The sequence below is a fragment of the Paenibacillus xanthanilyticus genome, assembly GCF_042682185.1.
Lineage (GTDB): Bacteria > Bacillota > Bacilli > Paenibacillales > Paenibacillaceae > Paenibacillus_Z > Paenibacillus_Z xanthanilyticus.
The window spans coordinates 124,891-137,945 of sequence record NZ_JBHUHA010000002.1 but is presented as its reverse complement, the minus strand read 5'-3'; the positions used below and the strand labels follow the sequence as shown (position 1 = coordinate 137,945).

Sequence of the window (13,055 nt, the reverse complement as noted above, 5' to 3'; positions counted from 1 at the left end):
GGCGCGGCGGACGGAGCCAGCCAGTCTGCTTTGAACAGATAAGGGGGACGTGTATGACAGAGCAGTTGAATACGTTTGCGGGGGAGGCGACTTCTGCGGCCAATCGCAACTATGACGAAGGCGACATTCAGGTGCTGGAAGGTCTTACCGCTGTCCGTAAACGGCCCGGGATGTATATCGGCAGTACAACCACCTCGGGGCTGCATCATCTCGTCTGGGAGATCGTCGACAACGCGGTCGACGAGCATTTGGCGAAATTTTGCTCCGCGATCGACGTCGTCATCCATAAGGACCAGTCCATCACGGTTCGCGATAATGGCAGGGGGATCCCGACCGGCATGCACAAGACCGGCATCCCTACGCCGCAGGTTGTATTCACGATGCTGCACGCCGGAGGCAAGTTCGGCGGCGGCGGATATAAGAAGTCGGGCGGCTTGCACGGCGTCGGCGCTTCGGTCACGAATGCGCTCTCCGAATGGCTGGAAGTCGAGATATTCCGGGACGGCAAGATACATAAGCAGCGCTTCGAGTATTGGGTAGACGACGCGGGCAAGGAGCACGTCGGCGAGCCGACGACCGGCCTGATCGTCATGGGCAATACGAACCGGACGGGTACGAAAGTCACGTTCAAGCCGGACGCGCGCGTGTTCCACGGCAATACGACGATCAATTACGAGACGTTATCCGAACGGCTGCAAGAGATCGCGTTCTTGAACTCCGGCCTTAAAGTCACGGTGAAGGACGAGCGTGCCGGCAAGGAAGATGTGTTCCATTACGAAGGCGGAGCGCGGCAATTCGTCCAATTCCTGAACGAAGACAAGTCGGTGCTGCACGATGTCATTCACTTCGCGGCGGAACGCGACGAGATCGAAGTCGAGATCGCGATGCAATACAACGACGGCTACACGGAGACGATCGCTTCGTTCGTCAACTCGATTCCGACCCGCGGCGGCGGCACGCATGAGACGGGTTTTAAGACGGCGTTCACCCGCGTCATGAACGACTATGCGCGCAAGACCGCTATGCTGAAGGAAAAAGAGAAGAACCTCGAGGGCAACGATTTGCGCGAAGGCATGATGGCGGTCATCAATATCAAGATGGCGGAAGTCGAATTCGTCGGCCAGACGAAGGACCAGCTCGGCAGCGCCAGCGCGAGAAGCGCCGTGGATGCGGTCGTATCGGACAAAATGCAGGTGTTCCTGGAAGAGAATCCGCAGATCGCGCAGCAGCTGGTGAAGAAGGCGATTCAAGCGTCGCGGGCGCGCGAAGCGGCCCGTAAGGCGCGCGACGAGATTCGCAGCGGCAAGAAGAAGAGTGAGAGCTCGAATCTCGGCGGCAAGCTGACGCCGGCGCAGTCGAAGGACTATACGCGCAACGAGCTGTTCATCGTCGAAGGCGATTCCGCGGGCGGCTCGGCCAAACAAGGACGCGATTCCAAGCATCAGGCAATTCTGCCGCTCAAGGGCAAGCCGATGAATCCGGAGAAGGCGAAGCTCATCGATATTTTGAAGAACGACGAATATAAGGCGATCATCGCCACGATCGGAGCGGGCGTCGGATCGGAGTTCGACTCGGAATCGTGCAATTACAACAAAATCATTATTATGACGGATGCCGACACGGATGGCGCCCACATTCAGGTGCTGCTGCTGACCTTCTTCTATCGGTACATGAAGCCGCTTATCGATATGGGCCGGGTCTATATCGCCCAGCCGCCGCTGTACAAGATCACGCGCAAGTCGGGCAAGCTGGAGACGGTTCGCTACGCGTGGACGGACGAACAGCTGCAGAATTATTTGAAGGAATTCGGCAAGCAGTTCGAGCTGCAGCGGTACAAGGGGCTCGGCGAGATGAATCCCGATCAGCTGTGGGAGACGACGATGAATCCAGAATCGCGCACGCTGCTTCAGGTGCAGATCGAAGACGCTGCCAAAGCCGAACGCCGGGTATCCACGCTGATGGGCGACAAGGTCGACCCGCGCAAGCGCTGGATCGTCGAGAACGTCGATTTTACCGAGTACGAGGAGTAGGACAGCACCGCAAATAAGGGGTAGGAGTTTGAATCGGCATGAGCAACCTGGAACAATTTTTGCCGGCGTTTCTGGAGGAGGTCGTGGGCGACCGCTTCGGACGCTATTCCAAATACATCATTCAAGACCGCGCGATTCCCGACGTGCGCGACGGATTAAAGCCGGTACAGCGACGCATTCTGTACGCGATGTACGATGCCGGGAATACGCCGGATAAACCATACCGCAAATCCGCCAAGACGGTCGGCGACGTCATGGGCAATTATCATCCGCACGGGGACTCCTCGATCTACGAGGGAATGGTGCGGATGGCGCAGCCGTGGAAAATGGCGCATGTGCTCGTGGACGGTCACGGCAACTGGGGCTCCCAGGACGACGATCCGGCGGCGGCCATGCGTTATACCGAAGCCAGACTGTCGCCGATCGCGATGGAGCTGCTTCGGGACATCGAAAAACGTACGGTTCTGTTCAAAGACAATTTCGATAATACGACGAAAGAGCCGGTCGTGCTGCCTTCGCGGTACCCGAACCTGCTCGTCAACGGGGTAAGCGGTATCTCGTCCGGATTCGCGACCGAAATCCCGACCCATAACCTGCGTGAGATCATCGATGCCTGCGTTCTGCTCATGCAGCAGCCGAACACGACGCTCGAGCAGTTGATGTCGATCGTGCGCGGTCCGGATTTTCCGACCGGCGGCCTCATCATGGGCGAGGAAGGTATTCGCGACGCGTACACGACCGGCAAAGGCCGCATCTACATTCGGTCGAAGACCGCAATCGAGGATATGAAGGGCGGTCGCCAGCAAATCGTCATTACCGAAATCCCGTATCAAGTCGTCAAATCGCGCTTGGTGACGGCGATGGAGAATATCCGTCTGGAGAAAAAGGTCGAGGGCATCGCCGAGGTGCGCGACGAGAGCGGACGCAACGGGCTGCGCATCGTCGTCGAGCTGAAGAAAGAAGCCGATGCACAGGGTATTCTGGCTTATCTCCTCAAGAAGACGGATCTTCAGGTCACGTACAATTTCAACATGGTCGCGATCGTCAACAAGGCGCCGAGACAGCTCGGCCTGCTGGAGATTCTGAACGCCTATATCGCGCATCAGAAGGAAGTCGTCACGTTCCGTACGACGTTCGAGCTGGAGAAGGCCGAAGACCGTGCCCACGTGCTGGAAGGGCTCGTCAAGGCGCTGAATATTTTGGACGACGTCATTGCGACGATCAAGGCGTCGAAGAACCGCCAAGATGCGCAGAACAACCTGGTTGCCCAATACGGATTCACCGAGCGGCAAGCAGATGCGATTCTGACGCTTCAACTGTACCGTCTGACGAATCTCGAGATTACGACGCTCGAGAAGGAACATAAGGATATCATGAAGCGGATCGCTTATCTCCGGGGCATTCTCGACAGCGAGAAGAAGCTGATCGGCGTCATTAAGGACGAACTGACCGAGATTCGGGACAAGTTCGGCATCGACCGGAGGTCGGACATTCAAGGCGAGGTCGAAGAGCTGAAGGTCAATCTGGAGGTTATCGTGCCGGCCGAGGACGTCTTCGTGACGCTCAGCCATGAAGGCTACATTAAGCGGACCTCGAAGCTGTCGTTCACGCGTTCGGGCGGCGAGCTTAGCAATGCGGGCGTCAAGGAAGGCGACGTCATCCGCCACCTGCTGGATGTCAACACGATCGACCAAGTGCTGCTGTTCACGCGCAAAGGCCAGTATTATCAGCTGCCGATCCATCAGATTCCGGAGTTCAAATGGAAGGATACGGGGACGGCCGTCGTCAACGTCATCCCGATGCCGAAAGATGATGCCATCGTAAGCGTCATTCCGGTCAAGGATTTCGAGGAAGCGGGACGCTCGCTCGTGTTCGTCTCCAAGCGGGGGCAGGTCAAGCGGACGGAGCTGAAGGAGTACAAATCCTCACGCTCGACCGCGATCGCCGCAGTGAAGGTCAGCGAAGGCGACGAGATCGTCCGGGTGCTGCCAAGCGACGGTGAGAAAGAACTGCTGCTCGTCAGTAAGCTTGGCATGAGCATCCGATTCCCGGAGAGCGAAGTCAACCCAATGGGACGTGTCGCCGGCGGCGTGCGCGGCCTGCAGCTGAAGGAAGAAGACGAGGTTGTCGCGGCGGAGCTGGTCACGGGCGATGAAGGCGAAGTGCTTGTCTTGACCGATCTTGGCTACGCGAAGCGTACCTTGCTGATGGATTATATGATTCAAGGCCGGGGCGGCAAAGGCGTCTCGACGTTCGAGTTCAAGGAAGGCAAGCGCGTCAAGCCAAACGGCGATCGCCTCGTCGGCGCCTTCCACTGCAAAGAGGAGCGGGAGCTCGTCATGCTGACCGCAACCGGCGCCCATCTGACGGCCTCGACGGAAAAAGCGCCGATCGAAGATCGCAGGGGAATGGGCAAGGCGCTCGTACAGATCGATAAAAAAGACGCCATTCACACCGTGTTCCCACGATGCGGCGTCTGAGCATGAGATCGTTTTAATCAAATGGCATATGGGACTCGTCGCCGCGTTCCATTAGCCGCAGCATAAGGTCCAGCACAACCCACAATGGCGCCGGTTCGTCTAGCCGCTCCAGCCATTGTGGGTCTTTTGCGATCGCGGTATTCTTGAGCCTGCGCACCAGTTCGATTTTGCGGTCGTCCATTGTCGTCACGCTCCCCTTCCGGTCATCGAGTCTCGGGCAAATTCGAGTAAGCCACGCAACCCTCATCACTAACCTATGTCTAACCGTGTCAAATGGTTCTGTATTATAGCGAGCCGGGGCACAAAATATTAACCTCGTTAATCTTACATTCGACAATTGATTCTCGTATAATGGGAATAGAGAAGAAATTCGGATCGAAAGCGGGTGGACCCTATCGTTTCTTCAGAGTTTGCGAGATTGTGGATGAAGATATCGAAGGATTGGAAGTCGCATCTGGAAGATGGCCTGTCCCCGGCGCTCACGGAGGGGCAGCTGAACGTGCTGGAACTGCTGCTGCAGCATCAACCGATGAAACCATCCGATCTGCTGGCTTACCTCACCACAACGCCGGCGGCGATCACGACGCTGCTGGACCGGATGGAGCGCGGCGGACTCGTCACGCGCAGCCGGGATGACAGCGACCGCCGGATCGTTTGGGTGACGGTCACGGAGAAAGGCGAAGCGGAGGCGCGCAGGGGACTTGAGCTTCGCGATGCGTATATTTCCGAGGCGCTGGACAAAATCTCCTCTCATAATCAACAGCTGCTTGTGTATTTGCTCGGAAAAGTGGCGAATTGAAGCAAACGTAAAAGGGGCAAGAGCGGAAGAAACATAGGCCGAACAATCGGCCGTGTTTCTTTTTTATTATCGAGAATAGGGTGTATATAATCGTAGAGCTACCTCACAACAGAAGGGCGGCGGGAACATGATCGTATACGAGAAAGAAGAGTCGTACGTCTTGATTGCACAGCAGGATCACGCTCAAATATCAGGCGATTTGATGGCAGCGTGGCAGGAGGAGCTCCTTGGGGAGCGAATTTCCGACGTGGTGCAGGCGGCATACGAGCATGACCGCAGCTGGGCTGGGCTGGATATCGATCCAATCTGGAACGATGCGGCGCGTCGGCCGTTTTCGTTTCGCGACTTCCCGCCGAACATCCGGTTTCTTCACTATCAGCACGGCCTCGACGAGTTGGAGCGGATCAATCCCTACGCGGCGATGCTGTCGAGCCAGCTGTATACGATGCTGGCGGAGAGGGCGGATACGCCGGAGACGCGTGCGTTCGCCTCGCGGGAGAAGAAACGGCAAGCGAGCATTCAAGCCGAACTACGCTTCGATTTGGAAACGCTTCACTATCACTTCAATGCGTTGGTCTTGTGCGATGAACTGTCGCTGTTTCTATGCATGGAGCCGCCGGGGACGCCGATCCGGCAGTACGAGTGGTTTGCTGGCGGCTTTGCGCATCCGCAGCCTTGCGGCAGCGGAGGGAGAAGGATTAAGGCGCAGTGGCGGGGAGATGCCGTCGTAGCATTAAGCGAAGGGCCCTTCGCCAGAGCGGTGGATACCATCCTCGCCTATAAAGAGGTCAGCAAGAGCGCGGCGAAGCAGCAGGGAATTGCGTCGGCATACAAACAGGCTGAGCTAAGAAGCCATCGCGTGCGCTTTATCATCGGCGAGACGATGTGAACGACGAACGCCCCTTCCATCACGGAAGGGGCGTTCGTGCGTAAAACCATGTCGAGCTAAATCGAGACGTCAATCGAATCTGCCGCATGGCATCCTAAGGCGCTGCAGGCACCGTCACAGGCGCGGCGGACATCGAAGCTAGTCGTTGGTCTATCGTTGCCTTCCCGCGCGCCAGAGCGTCATATTCGGCGCGGGAGAGATCGGGAATCGAACGTTCGGCGATCGTCTCGCCGAGCGGGACGATGCGATAATGGTTCACTTTGCCTGTTTTGTACCGGTACACCCAAGTCGGGATCGGTTCGACTTCTTGGATCGTCGTCTTGCCGGTGGCATGGTCCTTGCGGATACCGACCTTCATCAGCAATCCATAATCCTTCGTTCCGCCGCGTTGATTCGAGATGAAATTGCCCATGGAATAGATGACGAGTCCTTTGCGGATCGTGCCGTCTTGTTCCGTAACCTCGACCATCTCATAAGGCTGAACGACGTGCGGATGCGCGCCGGCTATAATATCCGCGCCGTGTGCGATCAGCTTGCGCGCGAGCTTCATCTGTTCATCGGACGGGGAGGTCTGGTATTCGGTGCCGAAATGAAGGGCGACCGTAATAAAGTCGGCACCGGCTTCCTTCAGCTTCGCGATGTCGCCAAGCATCTTCTGCTCGTCGATCAAATCCACGGCATACGGCATGGCGTCCGGCAGCGGGATGCCGTTCGTGCCATAGGTATATGCGAGCAGCCCCATGCGAATGCCTTTCTTCTCCACGATCGTCAGCTTCTCGGCCTCGGCCTTCGAGCGGTATGTGCCTTTCGTGACGAGCTGCTGCGCCTCCAAGGCGGCGAGCGTTCGGCTGATGCCTTCCGCGCCGCGGTCAAGCGAGTGGTTGTTCGCGTTCGTCACGATCGTGAAACCGGCTTCGCGAAGCGCTTCCGCCAGCTCAGTCGGGGCATTGAACATCGGAAAGCCGGAATAACCGAGCGCCTTCCCCGCAATGGGTGTCTCCAGGTTGGCGAGCGACCAGTCCCCTTCGCTAATAATGGCGCGAACGGATTCGAAGTAAGGCGAGAAGTCGTATCGCTTGGTTTTGGCGTCGTAGTAAGCCGGAAGCTGCGGCATATGCATCATCACGTCGCCCGCCGCGACCCAGGTCGCGTTCGTTGGCGGCGCAATCGGCTCGGTTGGTTCTTCGACAGGTGCGGGGACGTTGGTGTTCGTTTCGCCGCTCGCGTCGTCCGGGGATGACGCGTTGTCGTTCTCCGGAACCGGGAGCTCCTCGGTCCCCGAATCGCCGTTACGGTTCTGACCGGTTTCCTGTGTTTCGCTTCCGGGCGAACGTTCGTCAAGCGAACAACCGGACAGCAGGATGGCGAGGAACGCGATGAAGCATAAGGCGGCGCGCATCGGCTTTACCATGCGCTGCCTTTATCCGCCGCAAGCATCGATTCGGCGCGCCGCCAAGCTTCATCCGGGAACTGGGCCCATGGCTCGTTGCGAGGCGGCAGGGCGCGAAAAGCGAGCCATTCCTTCGAGACCGGATGATGGACGCCGACCGAGGCGGACCACAGCGCGAGGTCGCGTTCGCCCTTCGCTGGCGGCGCACCGTATTTACGGTCGTATACGAGCGGGCATCCAAGATGGGCCATTTGCGCCCGGATTTGGTGCGGCCTTCCGGTGTGCAGCCGAACGACGACGAGGGACAACCCGCCGTGAGAGGCGGCAACCTGGTAATCGAGTACGGCCTCTTTGGCATCCGCCGTAGGACGCTCATGCACCGTCACGATATTGCGTGCGGCGTCTTTGCTCAAATAATGGCGGAGCGTCGCGCTCGGCTTGGGTGGCATGCCGTGGACGAGCGCCACGTACATTTTCTCGAAATTGCGCGATCGGACCGACTCCGAAAGCCTTGAGGCTGCTTTCGAGGTCTTCGCGAATACCATGACGCCGCCCACTGGGCGGTCCAAACGATGGACAAGCCCGACAAATACATTGCCGGGCTTGTTATAGCGGACCTTCAAGTCGTCCTTCAGCAGCGTGACCATATCCGGCTCGCCCGTATCGTCCGCCTGCGACAAGATGCCCGGCGTTTTGAGCACGACCAGCAGATGATTGTCCTCGTAAAGAACGGGAAGGAGAGGCGCTGCCGCCTCCCGATGCTTGTCCGCGTTCATTTTATTTCGCCTCCCAGCGACCCAGGATTCCGCACGGCAGGTGCAAGCCGCTAGCCGTGATCGGCAATCCGATTTCGCCGCAATTGATCGTTCCGCCGAACTTGCGTCCGACCGTCAGATGCAGCAGGTTGTGAAGCACCGAGTGGGACAATCCGGTCGTATACGAGTTCACGAGCACGAAGAGCGGATTTGGCGACAAGATTGTCGTACAAAATTCGAGGAACGGGAACAAATTCTCTTCAAGCTTCCACATTTCGCCGTTCGGCCCGCGTCCGTAAGAGGGGGGATCCATGATAATCGCGTCGTATTGACGGCCGCGGCGCTGCTCGCGCTGCACGAATTTAAATACGTCGTCGGTAATGTAACGGATCGGGTGATTCTCCAAGCCCGACAGCTGCGCGTTCTCTTTCGCCCACTGGACCATCCCTTTGGCCGCGTCAACATGGCACACTTCGGCGCCTGCGGCCGCAGCCGCGACGGTAGCGCCGCCCGTGTATGCGAACAGGTTCAGTACCCGGATTGGACGGTCCGCATTGCGGATTTTATCCATCATCCAGCTCCAGTTGACCGCTTGCTCGGGGAAGAGGCCGGTATGCTTGAAGCTGGTGGGACGAATGTGAAACTTAAGCTCTTTGTATCCGATGGTCCAGCGATCCGGCATCTTCGTGCGGAACTCCCATTGTCCGCCGCCGGAAGAGCTGCGGTGGTAATGGCCATCGGCATTGCGCCAGCGCGCGGAATCATGGACGATTGGCCAGATGACCTGCGGGTCCGGGCGCCGAAGGACGTAGTTCCCCCAGCGCTCCAGCTTATCTCCTTCCCCGGTGTCAAGCAGCTCGTAGTCGTTCCATTGATCAGCGATATACATGCGAAATTCCTTCCTTGTGTTGAAATTTATACCCGACGCCCCGCACAGTCACGATGTAGGTCGGGTTGGCCGGATCCGGCTCGATTTTTTTGCGCAGGTTGCTGACGTGCACCATCAGCGTTCGCGTGTCGCCCATGCTGTCGGCGCCCCAGACGAGATTGTACAGCTCGTCGAGCGGGAACGCCCGGTTCGGCGATTGCGCCAGGCAGAGCAGAAGGTCGTACTCTTTGGCGGATAGATTCACTTCCGTCTCTTGCACGCGGACCGTGCGGCCCATCATATCGATGACGAGTCCGTCCATAGCGAGCACGTCGCCATGCTTGCGCTCCGGGCGCCAATCCGGATTGGATTGGCGGCGCAAATGCGCCTTGACCCGCGCCACCAATTGGCTCGGGCTAAATGGTTTCGTGATATAATCGTCGCCGCCGACTTCCAGACCGTGTATAATGTCGGTATCGTCGCTCATGCAGCTTAGGAATAAAATGGGGACGCCGGATTCATTCCGGATGCGTTTGCACACCTCGATGCCGTCCAAGCTTTTGAGCTGGATGTCCAGAATGATCAAATCCGGCTTGACCGTCTGGGCCAGCCGAAGCGCGTCTTCCCCGTTATCCGCCGAGTTTACGTCAAAACCGTCCTTCTCCAAATAAAGGGTTATCAGCTCGGTAATGTCCGGCTCGTCATCGACAACCAATATTCTGTTTCCGTTCATTCCAGTTTTCCTCCCCAGGGCCATTCCGACCGGCGCAGGCATGTAAGCGCCTATAGTCCTGCTTCATCGCTTATTATAGCGAATGGAAGGAGTACCTAGCAACGAACGATTTTTATGGAGGGAAGACCTATTCGCCGCATTTGTCTTATTTTGTTCATTCTCGCATTGATCCAAACACTGGTATCCGGATGCGCGGCAGAGCCCGCCGTCACGCGGCCGGTAGCCAAGGAAGGCGTCATCGACCTTAGAAACTGGTCATTCCTAGACCAGGGCAGCCTCAATCTGTCGGGTGAATGGGCGTTGTTCGACCATCGGCTGCTCGGCCCGGTAGAATCCGCGTATCAACCCGAATCTGCCGTCGCGTACGCGGCCGTGCCGCAGTCGTGGAACAGCTATCCGGCATCGTTCGGGCTGCAGAGCGGCCAAGGGTATGCCACCTACCGGCTAAAGGTGCTGCTGACGCCAAGCGACAGGCTGCTGGCGATTCGCGTGCCGAACATCTTCAGTGCGTACAAGCTGTGGGTCGACGGCAGGATGCTCGCGAGCGAAGGCGAAGTCGGTCGCAGCCGGGCCGATTCCGATGCGAGGCAGCAGCCGCGCATTATTACGCTCGATGGTGACCGCAGCGAGCTGCAGCTGACCGTACAGGTATCTAACTTTCAGCACCGGAAGGGCGGAATCTGGGTTGATCTGAGAATGGGGACGAACGATGCGATCACCAAGAGCCAGATGCGGACAACGATCCAGGAGATGACCATTCTCGGCAGTCTGGTCATCATAGGGCTGTTCCATCTGGGCTTGTACGCGTTTCGCCGTCAAGAGAGATTCACGCTGTATTTCGGCTTGCTCTGCTTGTTCGTGGCGGCCCGCACGAGCGTGACCGGCAATATGTACCTGATTCAGATGTTCCCAGGCATCAATTGGGAGGCCGCGATGAAGATCGAGTATATCTCGTTCGCGTTCAGCGCGGCGACGGGCATCCTGTACATCGGCGGCTTGTTCCCGAGAGAAATGCACCGGCGGGTCGGACCGGTCGTCATCGGCATCGGCATGGCCATTGGCGTGTTCGTGCTGGCGACGCCGGCGATCGTCTATTCCAAAACCGTCGGCGCGATCCAGTTGTTCGTCGTATTAGGCAGTCTGTACATTCTGCTCGTGCTGTGGCGGGCGTTATTCAGGAAACGTGAAGGCGCGGGCTTTATTTTGGTCGGGGTCGCGGTGTTCGTGGCTACGATCCTAAACGACATTTTGTTCTACAATGAAATGCTCGTTCGCACACAGCTGGTGCCGATCGGATTGTTCTTCTTTATGCTCATGCAGTCGTTCATTATATCCAGCCGCTTCTCGAACGCGCTGCGCGGGGTAGAGCAGGCGTCTGCCGAGCTTCGCGAGCTGAACATGTATTTGGAGGAGCGGATCGCGGAGCGAACCGAGGAGCTGCGAAGCGCGAACGAATCGCTAGCCTGCTCCAACCGGGAACTCGCCAGGTCGGAAGCCTCGCGCCGGCAGCTGATGACGAATATCTCCCACGATCTGCGGACGCCGATCACGCTGCTTCAAGGTTACTTGGAGGCGATGCGGGACGGCGTCGTGAACACGGAGGAGCAGCAAAACCGGTACGTACGGATGATGCTCGGCAAAGTAATGGGCTTAAGTAGGCTCATTCAGGATTTGTTCGAGCTGACGCGGCTCGAATCGGGACAACTGAGGATGCATTATACGGAAGTGACGATGGAAAGTTGGATGGGATCGTTAAGAGAGCAGTATGAGATGGATGTACGGACAAGAGGAATAAGCTTCGAATGCCGGTTTGAAGAGGTCGCAGAGACGGACGAGGAAGGGAAGACCGTGCATCCGGACCGCATTACGCTTCGACTGGACCAGCAGCGCATGGAGCGGGTGATGGCCAATCTCATTTATAATGCGGTCAAATATACGGCGCCGAGCGGCAAGATAACGCTTTCCTTTTCTTTTAGGCAAACGGCCAATGAAGCGGTCGTAAAGGTGACCGACACGGGAGAAGGCATCGAAGCGACGCATCTGCCCTTTATTTTCGACCGGTTCTACAAGAAGGATGCCGCGCGCAATTCGGCGGACGGCGGCAGCGGTCTCGGACTGGCGATCGCCAAGGAAATCGTCGAGGCGCACAATGGCACCATAGGCGCCGAAAGCGAGCCCGGCGTTGGAACGACGATATGGCTTTCGCTGCCGGTAACGGATTGGTAGCGGTTACTCCGCTTGGCGGATGACGGCCATCATGCGGTCGATCGACTGCTTGCGTTTGTCCTGATCCATGCTGTTCAGAATCCGAATGATTTCAAGTGCTTCGGGCATCATCTGGGTGTCAGGTTTAGTCGGTTGCTCGCCGCCAATAATGTAATCCAGCGAAACATTGAACAAGACGGCCAGCTTCTTCAATGTTTCGTAAACCGGCTGACGATTGTTGATCTCATAGTGGCTGTAAGCCGAACGGGTAATGCCGATTTGCTTTGCCACTTCTTCCTGCGAAATGTTCTTTCGCAGCCGCAGCTCTCTTAAACGATCTCCCATCGTCATGTTAATTTCTCCTTACGCTCTGTACTGAGTGCTAGACCTGGTGATTCGGCGGGCGTAATACTCTACTACTAGTAATTTATGATACAGAGTGTATCAATGTCAAGTACGTACAAGGAAATTATGTAAAGAAAGGGCGGATATGCGCCATGATTCTGGTATTTACGTGCGAATGCGGCAATCGCGTTGATTTTCATGCGTTTGGCGACCGTGACGAACATGGAAGACAATGGTTAGAATCGGAGGATGACGACCGGTTGACGCTGCGCCGCGGCGAAGATGGCGTCGTGTTCGCATGTACGTTTTGTAAAGAAACGTATCGGCTGCAAGCGGAAAAATAACTAGTCCCAAAGTCCTGATTGGCTGTCGCGAAACTAACATGAAGATTCTTCTTGAAAAAGTACGGACGAAGTCGTACAATGAACTCATCCAGTTGTACGTACAAGTTGATGGTTTGAATGGACGAATGTCCGATAGTGGTTATAACAACCGCGGTGATCAACAGACGTGCAACAAACAACTATTTCAATTGTTCGTACAAGTTGTACTTATTAGGAG

At 57.0% G+C, this 13,055-nt stretch carries 12 protein-coding genes; 6 read left to right on the top strand and 6 right to left on the bottom strand.

Annotation, left to right across the window (positions count from 1 at the left end):
• Positions 1-53: 53 nt before the first annotated feature.
• Positions 54-2,030 (top strand): DNA topoisomerase IV subunit B, encoded by a 1,977-nt coding sequence (gene parE, locus ACFSKT_RS17660; RefSeq protein ID WP_377719669.1) that lies wholly within the window; start codon positions 54-56, stop codon positions 2,028-2,030.
• A gap of 38 nt (positions 2,031-2,068) precedes the next feature.
• Complete coding sequence (gene gyrA / locus ACFSKT_RS17655) at positions 2,069-4,510, top strand: DNA gyrase subunit A (protein WP_377719670.1); 2,442 nt, start codon at positions 2,069-2,071, stop codon at positions 4,508-4,510.
• 13 nt (positions 4,511-4,523) lie between these two features.
• Here gyrA and ACFSKT_RS17650 read toward each other — a convergent pair whose 3' ends face one another.
• Positions 4,524-4,691, bottom strand: a complete 168-nt coding sequence (locus tag ACFSKT_RS17650) for a hypothetical protein (protein ID WP_377719671.1) — start codon at positions 4,689-4,691, stop codon at positions 4,524-4,526.
• Between the two features lie 213 nt (positions 4,692-4,904).
• Between ACFSKT_RS17650 and ACFSKT_RS17645 the strand changes: the two genes are divergently transcribed.
• The gene (locus ACFSKT_RS17645) at positions 4,905-5,309 is read left to right on the top strand and encodes a MarR family winged helix-turn-helix transcriptional regulator (RefSeq protein WP_377720610.1); all 405 of its coding nucleotides are present in this window, start codon (positions 4,905-4,907) and stop codon (positions 5,307-5,309) included.
• A 127-nt stretch (positions 5,310-5,436) separates the two neighbouring features.
• Positions 5,437-6,198, top strand: coding sequence for a DUF3891 family protein (locus ACFSKT_RS17640; protein WP_377719672.1), 762 nt, complete (start codon positions 5,437-5,439; stop codon positions 6,196-6,198).
• Between the two features lie 94 nt (positions 6,199-6,292).
• On the opposite strand, the gene ACFSKT_RS17635 is transcribed toward ACFSKT_RS17640, so the two are convergent.
• Genes ACFSKT_RS17635 through ACFSKT_RS17620 form a run of 4 tightly spaced genes read right to left on the bottom strand, consistent with a single transcriptional unit; the run spans position 6,293 to position 9,944 of the window.
• Complete coding sequence (locus tag ACFSKT_RS17635; RefSeq protein ID WP_377719673.1) at positions 6,293-7,609, bottom strand: CapA family protein; 1,317 nt, start codon at positions 7,607-7,609, stop codon at positions 6,293-6,295.
• Positions 7,603-8,364, bottom strand: coding sequence for an RluA family pseudouridine synthase (locus tag ACFSKT_RS17630; protein ID WP_377719674.1), 762 nt, complete (start codon positions 8,362-8,364; stop codon positions 7,603-7,605). The genes ACFSKT_RS17635 and ACFSKT_RS17630 overlap by 7 nt, the downstream gene beginning before the upstream one ends.
• Position 8,365: 1 nt before the next feature.
• Positions 8,366-9,232, bottom strand: a complete 867-nt coding sequence (locus tag ACFSKT_RS17625; protein WP_377719675.1) for a class I SAM-dependent methyltransferase — start codon at positions 9,230-9,232, stop codon at positions 8,366-8,368.
• Positions 9,219-9,944, bottom strand: coding sequence for a response regulator (locus tag ACFSKT_RS17620; protein WP_377719676.1), 726 nt, complete (start codon positions 9,942-9,944; stop codon positions 9,219-9,221). The genes ACFSKT_RS17625 and ACFSKT_RS17620 overlap by 14 nt, the downstream gene beginning before the upstream one ends.
• A 114-nt stretch (positions 9,945-10,058) precedes the next feature.
• Here ACFSKT_RS17620 and ACFSKT_RS17615 point away from each other — a divergent pair, with 114 nt between their 5' ends.
• Entirely contained in the window at positions 10,059-12,170 is a 2,112-nt protein-coding gene (locus ACFSKT_RS17615) for a sensor histidine kinase (protein WP_377719677.1), read from the top strand.
• A 3-nt stretch (positions 12,171-12,173) separates the two neighbouring features.
• Here the strand turns inward: ACFSKT_RS17615 and ACFSKT_RS17610 are convergent, their stop codons facing one another.
• Positions 12,174-12,500 (bottom strand): helix-turn-helix domain-containing protein, encoded by a 327-nt coding sequence (locus ACFSKT_RS17610; protein WP_377719678.1) that lies wholly within the window; start codon positions 12,498-12,500, stop codon positions 12,174-12,176.
• Between the two features lie 146 nt (positions 12,501-12,646).
• Between ACFSKT_RS17610 and ACFSKT_RS17605 the strand changes: the two genes are divergently transcribed.
• Positions 12,647-12,838, top strand: coding sequence for a hypothetical protein (locus ACFSKT_RS17605; protein WP_148931223.1), 192 nt, complete (start codon positions 12,647-12,649; stop codon positions 12,836-12,838).
• Positions 12,839-13,055 lie beyond the last annotated feature (217 nt).